We start from the raw sequence: 15,563 nt of genomic DNA, 5'->3' as shown, positions 1-15,563 counted from the left end.
ACCCTAGCGGTGAGCCCCGATGGCCCGGGACGGGTCCGGCGCCCTACGAGCGGATCACGCCGCCCACCTTCGCGACGACCGGCTTGCCGGTCACCGCGAACGGCTGGCACCACACCTCGGGCTGGGTGTCGGCCTCGGGCGGCGCGTAGCACCAGCCGGTGCCGACGGCCCGCCCGTCGGCGTCGCGGAGCTCGAAGCTGACCGAGCTGAGCGCGCTCCTGGCCCTGGTGATCGACACCCGGATGTTCTCCAGCTGCATGGACGCGTCCGTCATCTCCGTGGCCGGCCTGACCGTCCGCAGCTCCCAGCCGGAGGCGATCCGCACGTCGCCGAGGTTCACGGCCTCGCCGAGGTCGGCCCGCTGCGACGTCACACGGACCGGCATGAGAGCGGTGGCCGCGGCCGGGGGCTCGGTGACCCGGGACTCCCGCTCGCGCTCCTCCTCCAGCCGAGCCTCCAGGTCGGTGACCACCGAGCTCGCGTCGTCGGCGGCGCTCTCCGCCCGCCCGATCGCGAGCTCGACCTCGTCGGCGCTCCACCCGTCCTGAGCCGCCGCGGCGTCGTCCACCCGCTGGACGACGACGACGCCGGTCACGATCACGGTCGCGATGATCGCGAGGGTGCAGAGCAGGATGGCGCCGATCAGGCGGTCGTAGCGGTACGCCCACTCGTCCGGCGACGGCGTGGTGGTGCTGGGGGTCTCGGGCTCGCTCATGGACGTCCTTGTCGGTGCGGCGTGGGGTCCGGGGGGGTCCACCACGCCGCGAGCCTAGACGTTCAGCTCTCGCTGAGTGTGACGTTTCGGGGCCGAGATCCACCGATCCACCCGCCGAGACGTCACGCTCACCCACGTGCCGGTTCAGCGGGCGGTCAGCGACAGCCAGGTCAGCGTCGCCATGGTCACCACCGCCAGTCCGGACACGGCCAGCAGCGCCCGCTGCTCACGCATCACCGCGACGAACTCCCGCAGGTAGGCGCTGGGCCAGTAGTACAGCGCGGTCGGCGCACCGACGGCCTGCGCGTCGATGCCCAGCCGTCGCGCGAGCATCGCCGCTCGCGGCGCGTGATAGTCGTTCGTGACCACGAGGTAGGGCGGGCGCACGCCGTGACGCTCGAGCAGCGCGACGCTGAGCAGCAGGTTCTCCCGCGTCGTCCGCGCGCGGTCCTCGACCAGGACGTCCTCGGCACGGACCCCGTGCTCGCCGAGCCAGGCGGCCATCGCCACGCCCTCCGCGACCGGCTCGTCGGCACCGCGTCCACCCGAGGGCACGAGCACGGGGACGCCGTCCCGTCCGCTCCGGTCCCGGGCCGCGGCGACTGCGCGGCGCAGGCGTCCGGCGAGCAGCGGCGGCACCGCGCCCCGGACGAGACCGGAGCCGAGCACGATGACCGCGCGTGCGGGAGCGCGGCGGGCCACGCGGGCGTAGAGGGCCGTGTGCACGGCGAAGACGAGAAACAGCAGGCTCATGCATGCCTGGGCGGTGAGCAGGCCCACGGCCACCGAGCCGGTGACCGGGTTCTCGTGACGCAGCAGGAGCACCAGCACGACGGGCAGCGCCAGCAGCGCGAGCCCGACGAGCAGCGACAGCGCGTTGCCGAGCGTGCGACGCTCCCGCCGCACCATCAGCACCCCGTCGACCAGGAGTAGGAACGGCAGCAGCATCAGCCCGAGGCCCACGACCGCGAGCACCACCAGCCCGACCACGTCGGCGGCCCACTCCAGCGCGGACGACGTGGCGACCAGCACCGCGAGGAGGCCGAGCACGTAGTGCACCGTCAGGAGCAGCAGGAACCCGTTGCGCAACGAGCGCGGGTCGCGCCGCAGCGACCACACGAGCAGCCCGGCGACGACCGCGACGCTGATGACGGCTCCCAGCACCTGACCCAGGACCTGCAGCGTGCCGCTCACGCGCCCGACCCTAGCCAAGCCGGACGGGGACGGGCGCTTCTCGGGCCACGAAGGGGACGGTCAGCGCTCGCGGCGCGGGACCTCGCGCAGGTGCACCCGCGCCCGCCAGCGCTCGAGGTAGACGCGCAGCTCGGGTCGGTCGTCGGCGTCGTACGCTCCGGGGACGTTGCCGTCCTTGAGCTCCTGCCGCAGGATCGCCTCGTCCCAGCACTCCTCGCGCTCGGCGACGCGCCACGCCGCGGCGTAGGCCTGGTACGGGGTGTCGCGCCGGCCGCCACGGTCGAGCAGCCGGCCGAACAGGAGACCGGCCAGGGTCGGCCAGCCGTACTCTCCCGAGAACACCGGCTCACCTCCTGGGTACGGCGACGGCTCCCGCTGAGTGTGACGTTCCGGGGCCGGATCCGGTCGATCCACCCCCGAGACGTCACACTCAGCGTGAAGGCGACGACCCTCGAGAGGTGAGGACCCGGCGCGGGCTACTTGGCGTAGGAGTGCAGGCCGGGGACGAACAGGTTGACGCCGACGAAGTTGAACACGAACGTGGCGAAGCCGACCAGGCACAGGATGGCCGCGGCCTTGCCCTTCCAGCCCGCGGTCGCGCGAGCGTGCAGGTAGCCGGCGTAGACCACCCACGTGATGAACGCCCAGACCTCCTTGGGGTCCCAGCCCCAGTAGCGGCCCCAGGCGTACTGCGCCCAGATCGGGCCCGAGATCAACGCCGCGAACGTCCACACCGGGAAGGCGAAGGCGTTGACCCGGTAGGCGAGCTGGTCCATCCGCGCGGCCGACGGCATCCGCCAGAGCATGCCCGTGCGGGCCTCCTCCGGGGTGCGCTTCTCGGCCCGCGACTTGACCAGGAACAGCGCCGACGCGGCGGCACCGATGACGAACGCGGCGCCGGCGATCATCGCGGCGAGCACGTGCATGACGAGCCAGTAGGAGTGCAGCGCGGGCACGAGCGGACCGGCCGGGACGTACACGAGCATCGAGGCGCCGAGCACGACCGTGCCGATGCCGGTGATGATGCTGCCGACCCAGTCGATGTCCCAGACCTTGACCAGCGCGAGGTAGGCGATCAGCGCGCACATGACGGCGGCGCAGCCGAACTCGTACATGTTGCCCCACGGGACGCGCTCGGCCGCCAGGCCGCGGGTCACCAGGCCGGCGAGCAGCACGAGGGCGGCGAGGGACGTCAGCGAGTAGCCGATGCTGCCGGCCATCGTGAAGCGCGTCTCGGTCTCCTCCGAGGGCGACTCGACGGCGGTGTCGGCGCCACCGGCGGCGACCAGCACGGGCTCGGCCGCGACCTTGCGGGCGACGGCCCACTGGACGAGGTAGGCCAGGAACGCCAGGCCCAGGACGACGGTCGCCGAGGCGATCGCGTAGTTCGAGAACTGGGCGTACTGCTCGAGGCTCACGGCCGCTCCTCCATCAAAAAGCCACGGTACGGACGACCGCCCGTGACAAGCTCGGTAGTGAGCTCGCTTCGCTCGCTCATGCGCGCTCTGCCTTCTCCTTCGGGGCCTCGAGCGCGAGACGCTCGAGGAGGTCGTCCAGGTCACCGGTGACGTCTCCGCGCGGCACGCGGTCGAGAGCGGCGACCTCCACGATCGTACGTGAGCCGTCGCGGCGGGCCCGAATCCACGTGCGCCGGGGCTTGATCGCCAGCGACAGGATGAGGCCGAGAACGCCGACGCTCACGCCGACCAGGGGCACGACCTTGCCCGGGGACGCCGCGATCTGGAGCCGGGCGAACTGACGCAGCTCGACGAACTGGATGGTCGTGCCGTCGGGCAGCTCCTGCTCCTGGCCCGGGCTCAGCGAGATGCGGAAGTTGCTGCCGTCCTCGTTCTTGACCTGCTCCATGCCGTCCTTGTCCAGCACGTAGACCGACTGCGGGACGCCGTCGTCCAGGCCGAGGTCGCCGGTCCAGGCGAACAGGCCGAGGATCGGGTTGGCCGCCGCCGGGAAGACCGAGACGGACGCCTCGTCGTCGCCGGTGGTGACCGCGGTCGGCAGGAAGAAGCCCTGGAAACCGATCTGGTAGGGCTGCGCGTCGGGCACCTTGACGACGCCGCTGGACGTGTACGTCGGGTCCTCGGGCAGGAACGGCACCGGGCCGTCGAACGCGACGTTGCCCTCGGGGTCGGTCACCTTGACGACGGGCGCGTAGCCCTGACCCACCAGGAAGACGTCCGTGCCGTCGACGCTGAGCGGGTGGTTGACCTGGATGTCGAAGTCGCCGGTGTCGCCGTCGGGCGCGGTGTAGCTGCCCTTCGCCCGGAACAGCCGGGGCGCGCCGCGCTGCTCGCCGGTGGTCTGGAAGCGGGCCTCGACGTCGTCCATCTGCAGCGAGAACGGCGGCAGGTCGTCGGGCTCGAACCACGCACCGGAGGAGAACTCGTCGTACTGGGTCAGGCTGTTGGAGAAGCCGGTGCCCTCGACGACGACGGCCGAGCCGCGGTAGCCGAGCAGCGCGCCGGCGGCGACGCCCACGAGCACCACCACCAGGCTCACGTGGAAGACCAGGTTGCCCGCCTCGCGCAGGTAGCCCTTCTCGGCCCGCACCTCCGTGGTGCCGTCGTCGTGGGTGACCACGTCGACGCGGTGGCCGCGCAGCGCCGTGCGGGCGGCCACGACGACGTCCTCGGGGGACGCGTCGGTCTCCAGCGACTCCGACACCGGCAGGCGCAGCAGGTTGCGCGGGGCCCGCGGCGGACGCGCGCGCAGCGCCTTCGCGTAGAGGATGGCGCGCGGGATGATGCAGCCCACGAGCGAGACCATGAGCAGCAGGTAGATCGCGCTGAACCACGGCGACGTGTAGACGCTGAAGAAGCCCAGGTCGTCCAGCACCGGGGCCAGCGTGGGGTTGCGCGCGAAGTACGACTGCACGGCCTGGGCGTCCACGCCGCGCTGCGGGATCAGCGAGCCGGGCACGGCCGCGATCGCCAGCAGCAGCAGCAGGAACAGCGCCGTCCGCATGGACGTCACCTGCCGCCACAGCCACCGCAGCATCTCGCGCCAGCCCAGCTCCGGCGCCAGGCTCGTGCCCTTGCTCTTCTTCGTCTTCTCGCTCACAGGCGTGCCTCCGTGAAGATCGCACGGTACGGACGCACGCCCGTGGATGCCGTCATGGTTCGCTCGCTCCGCTCGCTCACAGGGGAAGCTCCGTTCCGCCGATCCAGCCGCGCATCTCGTCGACCAGCCCGTCCCACAGCCCGCTCACGAGCAGCACGCCCATGACGACGAGCAGCGCGCCACCGACCAGGCCGACGAGGCGCTGGTGACGCTTGAACCAGCGCAGGGCCCGGGTGAAGCGCGAGAACGCGACCGCCGCGAGGACGAACGGGATGCCCAGCCCCAGGCAGTAGACGAACGCCAGCAGCGCGCCTCGGCCGGCGGACGCGTCGTCCGCGCTCACCGCCAGGCCCAGCACGGCGCTCAGCGTCGGGCCGATGCAGGGGGTCCAGCCGAGGCCGAACAGCACGCCGAGCAGCGGCGCCACCGCGACGCCGACCGCGGGGACGGTGTGCACGCGCACGTCGCGCTGCAGCCACGAGACGCCGCCCATGAAGGCCAGGCCGAGCACGATCACCACGATGCCCATGACGACGCTGATCGGTCGCTGGTAGTCCTTGAGCTCCTGGCCCACGGCGCCGAACAGCGTCCCCAGCGAGACGAACACGGCGCTGAAGCCGAGCACGAACAGCACGGCGCCGAGCACGAGCCGCGAGCGGCGCGGGCCGTCCAGCTCGGTGACCGCCATGCCCGAGACGTACGACAGGTAGCCCGGCAGCAGCGGAACCACGCACGGGGAGAAGAAGGAGAGCAGGCCGGCGACGACGGCCAGCGGCACGGCGAGGACGAGCGAGCCGTCCACGACGGTCTCGCCGATGCCGGTGATCACGACCGCGACCCCTGGACGTCCTCGATCAGCCCGCGCAGGGTCGACTCGCTGGTGAACGGGCCGAGGTAGCGCACGGCGACCTTGCCGTCGGCGTCGATGATCCAGGTCGTGGGCGTGGCCATGGTGGGCAGGCTGTCGGCGAACTGGACGGCGTACGTGCCGGCGTCGTCGGCGAAGCTCGGGTACGGCACCTCGCGGGCCCGCTCGAAGGCGCGCGCGCCGGCGACGTCACGGGTGGCGATGCCGACGAACTGCACGTCGTCGTCGGCCAGCTCCCGGGCGACGGCGCTGAGGATCGGCTCCTCCGCCCGGCACGGCGGGCACCACGAGCCCCAGACGTTCACGACGACGACCTTGCCGGCGAACTGCTCGAGCGAGAGCGGCTCGCCCTCGAGGTCCTCGCCCTCCAGCTCGGGGGCGTCCTTGCGGTCGGGTGCGTCGACGACGACGTAGCTGCCGTCGCCGGAGATGTAGCCGCCGCGGGTGCCGTCGGTGCCGTCGGAGCCGCCGCAGGCGGACAGGACGAGGGAGCACAGCGCCACGGCGAGGACGCCGCGGGCGCGTCGAGGAAGGACGTTCATGGGAGCGGCGCCGTCACGCCCCGCCCACGAACTTGCCCTTGAGCGCCTCGGGCAGCAGGTGCCCGGCCGGCTCGGCGTAGGTGAAGCCGACGTAGTCGTCGCCGTCGAAGGTCAGGCTGGTCAGGCTGGCCAGCGAGCACTGGCGGTTGCGCGGGTCGTGGGCGAAGCGGCGCTGCTCGTACGACAGGCGCGAGATCCAGACCGGCAGCTGGTGGGACACGATGACCGCCTCGTGGCCGCGCGCGGCCTCACGGGCGTCGGCGATCGCGGCGCGCATGCGGGCCTCGATCTCGACGTACGGCTCGCCCCACGACGGCGTGAACGGGTTGCGCAGCAGCGGCCAGTTGCGCGGGCTCATGAACGCCTTGGGACCGACGCCGACCGTGCGTCCCTCGAACTTGTTGTCGGCCTCGATGACCCGCTCGTCGGTCGTGATCGACACCTCGAGCAGCTTCGACAGCGGCTCGGCGGTCTGCTGCGCCCGCTCCAGCGGCGACGCGACCAGGTGGACGATCTCGTTCTTGGACAGGAAGTCCGCGGCCGCGGCGGCCATCTGGTGGCCGAGCTCGGAGAGGAAGTACTCCGGCAGGCGTCCGTAGAGGACGCCCTGCGGGTTGTGGACCTCGCCGTGACGCATCAGGTGCACGATCGTGCGCTCGCTCATGGGCTCAGTCCTCCGGGGTGGCTCGGGCGGCGGCGCGGGCCGCGACCGGCAGCGCCTCGGCAATCCTAGAGACCGCCTCCTCGTCGTGGGCCGCCGAGAGGAACCAGGCCTCGAACGCGCTGGGCGGCAGGTGCACGCCGGCGTCGAGCATCGCGTGGAAGAACGCGCGGTAGCGCCAGCCCTCCTGCGCCTGGGCGCCGGCGTAGTCGTCGACCTGCCCGGTGACGCCCCAGAAGACGCTGAACAGGTTGCCCGCGCCCTGGACGTGGTGCGCGACCCCCTCGGCGGTGAGCGCGTCCGACACCAGCGTCTTGAGCCGCTCGGCGGTGGCGTCGACGTGGGCGTAGACCTCGTCGGTGGCCAGGCGGAGGGTCGTCAGGCCCGCGGTGGCCGCGACGGGGTTCCCCGACAGCGTGCCGGCCTGGTAGACCGGGCCGGTCGGCGACAGCTGCTCCATGACGTCGCGGCGGCCGCCGAAGGCCGCGGCCGGGAAGCCGCCGCCCATGACCTTGCCGAACGTCAGCAGGTCCGGCGCCCAGCCCTCGACGGCGCCGTCGCGGCCCCACTGGCCGCTGCGGCTGACCCGGAAGCCGGTCATGACCTCGTCGCTGATGAACAGCGCGCCGTGCGCCCGGCAGGTCTCGGACAGGAACTGGTTGAAGCCGGGCAGCGGCGGGACGGCGCCCATGTTGCCGGCCGCGGCCTCGGTGATGACGCACGCGATGCGGTCGCCGTGCTCGGCGAACGCGGCGCTCACTGCCTCGCGGTCGTTGTAGGGCAGCACGAGGGTGTCGGCCGTGACCACGGCGGGGACGCCCGGCGTGCCCGGCACGGCGAACGTGGCCAGGCCCGAGCCGGCCTCGGCGAGCAGCGAGTCGACGTGGCCGTGGTAGCAGCCGGCGAACTTCACGACGACGTCACGACCGGTGAAGCCACGGGCGAGGCGGATGGCCGACATCGTGGCCTCGGTGCCGGAGCTGACCAGGCGCACCATCTCCACGGGCGTGCGTCCGACGATCTCCTCGGCGAGCAGCACCTCGGGCTCGCTCGGCGTGCCGAACGAGGTGCCGCGGCCGGCGGCGTCCGCCACGGCCGCGATGACCTCGGGGTGGGCGTGGCCCAGGAGCATGGGTCCCCACGAAGCGACGAGGTCGACGTACTCGTTGCCGTCGACGTCGGTCAGGTAGGGGCCGCGGGCCGACGCCATGAAGCGCGGCTGCCCACCGACGGCGCGGAAGGCGCGCACCGGGGAGTTGACACCACCCGGCGAGACGGCGCGGGCGCGGGCGAACAGGTCGGCTGATGCTTGCTGCGGGCTCACCCGGCCATTGTCCCAAACGGGCGGTGACGGTCCCACCACGGCCGTACTGGCGCGTAACCTCGAGTTGCCCGGCTCGTTGTCGTTTGCGAGTCTGTGTGACGTGGCCCACGTCCCGTCCGTGGGTCGGCACGCGCGGGGGGCGCGTGCGGAGAGGGAGCTGTGAACATTCACCACCTGCCCCGATGGCAGCGCACGGCGGCGATCGTGCCGGCCGTGCTGCTGGTCAGCGCCTGGGGCGTCTCGTTGACCGCCGGCGACCTGGCCCGGGCGTCCGACCCGCCGGCCGCACAGGAGCTGCCCGAGGTGCCCACGTCGGCGCTCGACCAGCCCGCCACCGTGCAGGCGACCCCCGGTGGCGTCGACCCGCGCGCCGGTGCGGAGGGCACGCTGTCCACCCTCTCCTCGGCCGGCATCCCCAACGCCGCCCTCACCGCCTACCGCCGCGCCGAGTCGCTGCTCGACAAGGCCGATCCCTCCTGCCGGCTCGACTGGACGCTCGTGGCCGCCATCGGCCGCGTCGAGTCCGACCACGGCCGCTCGGGCGCCAACACGCTCGGCGACGACGGCGTCTCCCGGCCCGGCATCCTCGGCGTCCCGCTCACCGGGCGCGACGGCACGGCCGAGATCCGCGACACCGACGGCGGCAAGCTCGACGACGACGCGGTCTGGGACCGTGCGGTCGGCCCGATGCAGTTCATCCCGTCCACGTGGGAGCTGGTGGCGGTCGACGCCGACGGCGACGACAAGGCCGACCCGCAGGACATCGACGACGCGGCCACGTCCGCCGGCGTCTACCTGTGCGCCGGCTCCGACGACCTGTCCACCCGACCCGGCGCCGCGGCGGCGGTCAAGCGCTACAACGCCTCTGACTCCTACGTCGACCTGGTCCTGCGCATCGCCGAGCGCTACGCGGCCGGTGAGTACACCGCGGCTCCGAACGGCGTCGGCCCCGGCAGCACGCTGACGTCGCGCTCGCAGGACCAGACGCTCACCGACGCGCAGCGTCGCGAGGCCCGTCGTGCCGAGCAGGGCAAGCGCCCGTCGCGCTCGGACCGCGGCTCCACGCCCGGCCGCACGAGCGACCCGAGCGCCCCGTCCACCTCGCAGCCGGGCACCACCCCGAAGCCGGGCACCAGCAAGCCCGCCAAGCCCGACAGCAAGAGCGAGCCCGGCCCCGGCCTGACCGACCTGGTCGACGGCGTGACCGACCCGCTGCTCGGCACCAACCCCGGCACCGACGGCGACGGCCGGGCGCCGCGGCCGCTCGAGGTGGTCGAGGACGTCGTCGAGAACACGCTCACCTGGGCCGAGGCGAAGGTGAAGTGCCTCGCGCAGGGCCTCACCGAGCTCGACCTGCGGGCCCTCACCCGCTGCATCACCTCGCTGCTCAGCTGAGCCGCGCACGACGAAGGGCACCTCCCGGCGGGAGGTGCCCTTCGTCGTGGAGCCGGGTCAGCGCAGGCGTCGCGCGACCTCGGCCGCCCAGTAGGTGAGGATGATGTCCGAGCCGGCCCGGCGCATCGACAGCAGCACCTCGTCGATCGTCCGCTCCCGGTCGATCCAGCCGTTCTGCGCGGCCGCCTCGACCATGGCCATCTCGCCCGACACGTTGTAGGCCGCGACGGGCAGGTCGACGGCCGCCCGCACGTCGGCGATCAGGTCCAGGTACGACAGCGCCGGCTTCACCATGACGATGTCGGCGCCCTCGGCGACGTCGAGCAGGGTCTCGCGCAGCGCCTCACGGGCGTTCGCCGGATCCTGCTGGTAGGTCTTGCGGTCGCCGGTGAGCGAGGAGTCGACGGCCTCGCGGAACGGTCCGTAGAACGCCGAGGCGTACTTCGCCGCGTAGGCCATGACCACGGTCTCGTCGTGTCCGGCACCGTCGAGAGCCGAGCGGATGGCACCGACCTGGCCGTCCATCATGCCGCTGGGCGCCACCACGTGGGCACCGGACTCGGCCTGGACCACGCCCATGCGGGCGTAGATCTCGACCGTGGCGTCGTTGTCGACGCGGCCCTTCGCGTCCAGCACGCCGCAGTGGCCGTGGTCGGTGAACTCGTCCAGGCACAGGTCGCTCATGACCAGCAGGTCGTCGCCGACCTCGGCCCGCGCGTCGGCGATCGCGACGTTGAGGATGCCCTGCGGGTCCAGCGCGCCGGAGCCCTCGGCGTCCTTGTGCTCGGGGACGCCGAACAGCATGACGCCGCCGAGCCCGAGCTCGGCCGCCTCGGCGTAGACCGCCTTGGCCGACTCACGGGTGTGCTGGACGACGCCCGGCATGCTCGCGATCGGACGCGGCTCGGACAGCCCCTCCGCCACGAACATCGGCAGCAGGAGCTGGCCGGGCTGCAGGTACGTCTCGCGCACGAGCCGCCGCATCGCCGGCGACTGGCGCAGGCGACGCGGACGGACGACGGGCGGCTCCCAGTCGCTCACGTCAGGCCTTGCGGCGCGACGACGGACGACGGTACGACGGCTTGGTGACCGGCTCGCCCGCGGCGACCTGGGCCTCGCGGCGCTCGGCGCCGAAGGTGGCCAGCGCGTCGGCCAGCACCTCGACCGAGGGCGACTCGGCGACGACGTCGACGCGCAGGCCGTGCTCCTCGGCGGTCTTCGCCGTGGCCGGGCCGATGCACGCGATGATCGTCGACGTGTGCGGCTTGCCGGCGATGCCGACGAGGTTGCGCACGGTCGAGGACGACGTGAACATCACCGCGTCGAACTTGCCGGTCTTGATCGCCTCACGGGTCGGCGCCGGCGGCGGCGAGGCGCGCACCGTGCGGTAGGCCGTGACGTCGTCGACCTCCCAGCCGAGCTCGACCAGGCCCGCGACGAGCGTCTCGGTGGCGATGTCGGCGCGCGGCAGGAAGACCCGGTTGATCGGGTCGAGCATCTCGTCGTACGGCGGCCAGTCCTCGAGCAGGCCGGCGGCCGACTGCTCGCCGCTGGGGATGAGGTCCGGGCGGATGCCCCACTCGGCGATCGCCTGGGCGGTCTTGTCGCCGACCGCGGCGATCTTCAGGCCCGAGAACGAGCGGGCGTCCAGGCCGTACTCGTCGAACTTCTCACGGACGGCCTTGACCGCGTTGACGCTCGTGAACGCGACCCACTCGTAGCGGCCCTCGACCAGGCCACGGATGGCCTTGTCGACCTGCTGCGGGTTGCGCGGCGGCTCGACCGAGATGGTCGGGACCTCCTCGGAGACCGCGCCGTACATCCGCAGGCGGCTGGACAGGCCCGCGGCCTGCTCCTTGGTGCGGGGCACCAGGATGCGCCAGCCGTACAGCGGCTTGGTCTCGAACCAGGACAGCACCTCGCGCATCTCGACGACCTCGCCGACCACGACGACGGCCGGGCCGGTGACGGCCTTGGCGTCGGTGGCGACGTCGGCCAGCGTCGAGACGACGGTCGACTGCTCGGTCGTGGTGCCCACGCACGTCACCGCGACCGGGGTGGTCGCCGGGCGGCCGGACTCGATGAGGGCCGCCGAGACCTCGCCGAGGCGGCCGAGCGCGTCGAGCAGCACGACCGTGTCGGCACCCTGGTGGGCGCTGAGGTCGATCGCGTTGTCGGCGACGTCCACGACGGCCACGCCGCGCTGGGACTTGGTCGTCAGCGGGACGCCCGCGTACGTCGGGACGGCCGTGGCCGAGGAGACGCCGGGGACGACCTCGAACGGGATGCCGGCCTTGGCGCAGGCCGCGGCCTCCTCCGGCCCGGTGCCGTACGTGAACGGGTCACCGGTCAGCAGCCGGACGACGCGCGCGCCGGTCTTGGCGTGCTTGACGACGAGCTTGGCCCGGGCCGCGTGCGGCATCGGGGCACCGTCGGCGGTGGTGCCGCCCTCGACGACCTCGGCGCCGTTGGTCACCAGGGCGGCCTGCTCGGGCGCCTCGATGATCACGACCTCGGCGGCCTCGAGCAGCTCGGCCGCACGGACCGTCAGCAGGCTGACGTCGCCGGGGCCGGCACCGACGAAGCTCACCTGGCCCTGCGGAGCAGGACGCGAGGCGGGAGCGGCGGTCGGCACCGCGGGCTCGGGCGTGGCGATGGTGCTAGTCACAGTCTTCTCTTCCTGGTCTGCCGGTCTCAGGAGGCGGCCACGAGCGTGGCGGCACCTTCGGCGAGCAGCTCGGCAGCGAGCCGCTCCCCGACCGCGGCGGCGTCGGCGAGCGACCCCGTCGTGGACATGCGGATGGATCGGGTTCCGGTGAGGTCCCCGACGACGGCCCGGAGCCACAGCTCCTCGCCGTCGTCGCCGGAGACCACCTCGGCGAGTGCGCCCACGGGAGCGCTGCAGCCGGCCTCGAGCTCCGCCAGCAGGCGGCGCTCGGCGGTCACGGCCGCGCGGGTGTCGGCGTGGTCGAGCTGCCCGAGCAGCCCTGCCGTGGTCAGGTCGTCGACACGGCACTCGACCGCGAGCGCACCCTGCCCGGGGGCGGGGAGCACCTGGATGGGGTCGAGCACCTCGGTCGCCTCGTCCTCGCGGCCCAGGCGCAGCAGCCCGGCCCGGGCGAGGACGACCGCGTCCAGGTCGCCGTTGGTCACCTTGGCGATGCGGGTGTCGACGTTGCCGCGCACGCCGACGAGCTCGATGCCCAGGCCGAGCGCGGACAGCTGCGCGACGCGGCGCGGCGCGCCGGTGCCGACGCGGGAGCCGGCCGGCAGCTCGCCGAGCGTGAGGCCGTCGCGGGCGACGACGACGTCGCGGACGTCCTCGCGCTCGGGGATGGCCGCCAGCGTCAGGCGCTCGTCGGGGTAGGTCGGGATGTCCTTGAGCGAGTGCACGGCGAAGTCGACCGCGCCGGAGGCGAGCACCTCGCGGAGCTCGGCGACGAAGACGCCCGCGCCACCGGCCTCGACCAGGGGCGTGCGCGTGCGGTCGCCCTCGGTGGAGACGGGGACGACCTCGACGTCGACACCGGTCACCTCGGTCAGCCGGGCCGCGAAGGCACCGGACTGGGCCAGGGCGAGACGGCTCGCACGGGTGCCCATGCGCAGGGTCGTCATGCGCCCTCACCCGCCTTGTCGGACTTGTCGCCCGAGCGCTTGGTCACCGCGGCGATCGCCGCGGGGTCGAGCGCGAACAGGTCGGCCAGCGCGTCGGCGTAGGTCAGGCCGCCGTCGCCGTCGACGAGCTGCTGCACCCGGACGGTGGGCGCGTGCAGGATCTTGTCGGCGACCCGGTTGACGGTGTGCCGCACCTCGGCCAGCACCTCGTCGCTGACGTCGCTGCGGCGCGCGAAGCGGTCCATCTCGGCGCTCACGATCTCGGTGGCCATCGTGCGCAGCGCGACCACCGTCGGCGTCACGCGCGCGGCCGCCTTGGCGGCCAGGAAGGCCTCGACCTCGGCGTCGACGATCGACCGCACGGCGGTGATGTCCTGGGCCGCGGCGGTGTCGGAGCCGCGCTCGGCCAGCAGCGCGATGTCGACGAGCGTGACGCCCTCCATCGCGGCGACCGCGGCGTCGACGTCGCGCGGCAGCGCCATGTCGATGAGCGTCATCGGACGTCCGTCGTGCTGGGCGCGCTCGATGCGCTCGCGGTCGAGCACCAGGCCGCTGGCGCCGGTGCAGGTGATGACCACGTCGGCGTGGTGCAGCTCGTTGTCGAGCGAGCCCCAGCGCACGGCGCCCACGCCGTACGTCTCGACCAGCTCGTAGGCGCGCTGGTACGTGCGGTTGGCGACCATGATGCGGGCGTTGCTGACGCCGGTCTCGACGAGCGTCTTGACCGCCAGGCTCGACATGGTGCCGGCGCCGATGACCAGGAAGCGGGTCTCGGGGTCGTGGACGACCGGGCCGGCGGCGTCCAGCGACGCGGTGACGATCGAGGGGCCGAGCAGGTCGATGCCGGTCTCGGCGTGACCGCGCTTGCCGATGCGCAGGGCCTGCTGGAACAGCGTGTTGAGCGCCGAGCCGACGGTGGACTCGTCCTGGCCCAGCTGCAGCGCGTCGCGCACCTGGCCCAGGATCTGGCTCTCGCCGATGATCATCGAGTCCAGCCCGGCGGCCACCTCGAACAGGTGGGCCACGGCGGCGTCGTCGTAGTGGACGTACGCGTGCCGCACGAAGGCGTCACGGTCGAGGCCGGCGTGCTCGGCCAGCAGCGTCGAGACCTCCTCGACGGCACCGTGGAAGCGCTCGGCCTCGACGTAGACCTCGACCCGGTTGCAGGTCGAGATGACCGCGGCCTCGGAGACGTACGGCGTCTCCAGCGCGCGGTGCGAGAGCTTGACCACGGACTCCGAGTCCAGCGAGACCCGCTCCAGCAGCTCGATCGGCGCCGTCTTGTGGGACAGCCCGACGACCAGGACGCTCATCGGCAGACCTCCGTGAAGATCGCACGGTACGGACGTCCACCGATGACGGCGCCCATCGTTCGCTCGCTGCGCTCGCTCATCGGCGGACCTCCGTGCCCAGGACGAAGCCAGTCACTCGCTCGCTCATACGTTGACCTCCAGCACGTCGAGGGTCGAGCCGGCCTTGCGCTGCTCGTGGTACGCCAGGATCTGCAGCTCGATCGACAGGTCGACCTTGCGCACGTCGACGCCCTCGGGGACGTCGAGCACGACCGGCGCGAAGTTGAGGATGCTCGTGACGCCGGCGGCGACGAGCGCGTCGGCGACGGCCTGCGCGGCCTCGGCCGGGGTGGCGATGATGCCGATGGAGATGCCGCGCTCGGCGACGACCGCCGGCAGGTCGGCCATCGCGCTGACCGTCAGGCCCGCGACCGTGGTGCCCACGCGGGCCGGGTCGGCGTCCACCAGCGCCGCGACGTGGATGCCGCGCGGCGTGAAGCCCTGGTAGTTCGACAGCGCCTGGCCCAGGTTGCCGACGCCGACCAGCACGACGGCCCACTCCTGGGTCTGGCCGATCTCACGGGCGATCTGGTAGCGCAGGTACTCGACCTCGTAGCCGACGCCGCGGGTGCCGTAGGAGCCCAGGTACGACAGGTCCTTGCGCAGCTTGGCCGGGTTGACCCCGGCGGCCAGCGAGAGGTCCTGCGACGAGCAGGTGGCGACGCCCTGGTCGGAGAGCTCGGTGAGGGCACGCAGGTACAGCGGGAGCCGAGCGACCGTCGCGTCGGGGACGCCGCGGTCGGACGCACCTCCGCGGGGGGTTCTCAAGACTGTCACGCTGCTCCTGCTCCGCCTGGTCAAGGGGGCGGCCCGGGGTTC

Annotated in this window: 15 protein-coding genes; 1 reads left to right on the top strand and 14 read right to left on the bottom strand. The window is 72.9% G+C overall.

The window, feature by feature from the left end:
* Nucleotides 1-43: 43 nt before the first annotated feature.
* The 9 genes from E0W78_RS01830 to hemL form a co-directional block, all read right to left on the bottom strand.
* Nucleotides 44-715: a hypothetical protein gene (locus E0W78_RS01830; RefSeq protein WP_131402129.1), complete on the bottom strand. Its 672-nt coding sequence runs from the start codon at nucleotides 713-715 to the stop codon at nucleotides 44-46.
* A 144-nt stretch (nucleotides 716-859) separates the two neighbouring features.
* A complete protein-coding gene (locus E0W78_RS01825) occupies nucleotides 860-1,909 on the bottom strand; it encodes a YdcF family protein (protein WP_131402128.1) in 1,050 nt (349 codons plus the stop codon).
* 60 nt (nucleotides 1,910-1,969) lie between these two features.
* Nucleotides 1,970-2,251 (bottom strand): hypothetical protein, encoded by a 282-nt coding sequence (locus E0W78_RS01820; protein ID WP_131402127.1) that lies wholly within the window; start codon nucleotides 2,249-2,251, stop codon nucleotides 1,970-1,972.
* Nucleotides 2,252-2,385: 134 nt separating this feature from the next.
* Nucleotides 2,386-3,327, bottom strand: a complete 942-nt coding sequence (gene ccsB, locus E0W78_RS01815; RefSeq protein ID WP_131402126.1) for a c-type cytochrome biogenesis protein CcsB — start codon at nucleotides 3,325-3,327, stop codon at nucleotides 2,386-2,388.
* A gap of 76 nt (nucleotides 3,328-3,403) precedes the next feature.
* On the bottom strand, nucleotides 3,404-4,987 hold the full coding sequence (locus tag E0W78_RS01810; protein WP_131402125.1) for a cytochrome c biogenesis protein ResB: 1,584 nt from the start codon (nucleotides 4,985-4,987) through the stop codon (nucleotides 3,404-3,406).
* Nucleotides 4,988-5,063: 76 nt separating this feature from the next.
* On the bottom strand, nucleotides 5,064-5,816 hold the full coding sequence (locus E0W78_RS01805) for a cytochrome c biogenesis protein CcdA (protein WP_019143739.1): 753 nt from the start codon (nucleotides 5,814-5,816) through the stop codon (nucleotides 5,064-5,066).
* Complete coding sequence (locus tag E0W78_RS01800) at nucleotides 5,813-6,397, bottom strand: TlpA disulfide reductase family protein (RefSeq protein WP_131402124.1); 585 nt, start codon at nucleotides 6,395-6,397, stop codon at nucleotides 5,813-5,815. The genes E0W78_RS01805 and E0W78_RS01800 overlap by 4 nt, the downstream gene beginning before the upstream one ends.
* A 13-nt stretch (nucleotides 6,398-6,410) precedes the next feature.
* Nucleotides 6,411-7,061, bottom strand: coding sequence for a histidine phosphatase family protein (locus tag E0W78_RS01795; RefSeq protein ID WP_131402123.1), 651 nt, complete (start codon nucleotides 7,059-7,061; stop codon nucleotides 6,411-6,413).
* 4 nt (nucleotides 7,062-7,065) lie between these two features.
* Complete coding sequence (hemL, locus tag E0W78_RS01790; protein ID WP_131402122.1) at nucleotides 7,066-8,382, bottom strand: glutamate-1-semialdehyde 2,1-aminomutase; 1,317 nt, start codon at nucleotides 8,380-8,382, stop codon at nucleotides 7,066-7,068.
* A gap of 159 nt (nucleotides 8,383-8,541) precedes the next feature.
* Here hemL and E0W78_RS01785 point away from each other — a divergent pair, with 159 nt between their 5' ends.
* A complete protein-coding gene (locus tag E0W78_RS01785) occupies nucleotides 8,542-9,777 on the top strand; it encodes a lytic transglycosylase domain-containing protein (RefSeq protein ID WP_131402121.1) in 1,236 nt (411 codons plus the stop codon).
* Between the two features lie 57 nt (nucleotides 9,778-9,834).
* Here E0W78_RS01785 and hemB read toward each other — a convergent pair whose 3' ends face one another.
* From hemB to E0W78_RS01760, 5 genes are all read right to left on the bottom strand, one after another.
* Nucleotides 9,835-10,818, bottom strand: a complete 984-nt coding sequence (gene hemB / locus E0W78_RS01780; RefSeq protein WP_131402120.1) for a porphobilinogen synthase — start codon at nucleotides 10,816-10,818, stop codon at nucleotides 9,835-9,837.
* 1 nt (nucleotide 10,819) lies between these two features.
* The gene (locus E0W78_RS01775) at nucleotides 10,820-12,433 is read right to left on the bottom strand and encodes a uroporphyrinogen-III synthase (protein WP_207392586.1); all 1,614 of its coding nucleotides are present in this window, start codon (nucleotides 12,431-12,433) and stop codon (nucleotides 10,820-10,822) included.
* Between the two features lie 38 nt (nucleotides 12,434-12,471).
* Nucleotides 12,472-13,392 carry a hydroxymethylbilane synthase gene (gene hemC, locus E0W78_RS01770; protein WP_131402119.1) on the bottom strand — a complete coding sequence of 307 codons (921 nt, stop codon included), beginning with the start codon at nucleotides 13,390-13,392 and terminating at the stop codon, nucleotides 12,472-12,474.
* On the bottom strand, nucleotides 13,389-14,705 hold the full coding sequence (locus E0W78_RS01765) for a glutamyl-tRNA reductase (RefSeq protein WP_131402118.1): 1,317 nt from the start codon (nucleotides 14,703-14,705) through the stop codon (nucleotides 13,389-13,391). The genes hemC and E0W78_RS01765 overlap by 4 nt, the downstream gene beginning before the upstream one ends.
* 123 nt (nucleotides 14,706-14,828) lie before the next feature.
* Entirely contained in the window at nucleotides 14,829-15,521 is a 693-nt protein-coding gene (locus tag E0W78_RS01760) for a redox-sensing transcriptional repressor Rex (protein ID WP_131402117.1), read from the bottom strand.
* Nucleotides 15,522-15,563: the final 42 nt, after the last annotated feature.

Origin of the sequence: Aeromicrobium sp. IC_218, assembly GCF_004336805.1 — a bacterium.
GTDB lineage: Bacteria > Actinomycetota > Actinomycetes > Propionibacteriales > Nocardioidaceae > Aeromicrobium.
Note: the sequence above shows the minus strand (reverse complement) of the source record. Positions and strands in the feature narration are given on the sequence as shown.

Bases quoted from the DNA above. Each gene is read 5' to 3' on its own strand.
- hemC (WP_131402119.1), bottom strand. From the start codon at position 13,392: ATGACGACCCTGCGCATGGGCACCCGTGCGAGCCGTCTCGCCCTGGCC.
- E0W78_RS01765 (WP_131402118.1), bottom strand. From the start codon at position 14,705: ATGAGCGTCCTGGTCGTCGGGCTGTCCCACAAGACGGCGCCGATCGAG.
- E0W78_RS01830 (WP_131402129.1), bottom strand. From the start codon at position 715: ATGAGCGAGCCCGAGACCCCCAGCACCACCACGCCGTCGCCGGACGAG.
- E0W78_RS01800 (WP_131402124.1), bottom strand. From the start codon at position 6,397: ATGAACGTCCTTCCTCGACGCGCCCGCGGCGTCCTCGCCGTGGCGCTG.
- E0W78_RS01795 (WP_131402123.1), bottom strand. From the start codon at position 7,061: ATGAGCGAGCGCACGATCGTGCACCTGATGCGTCACGGCGAGGTCCAC.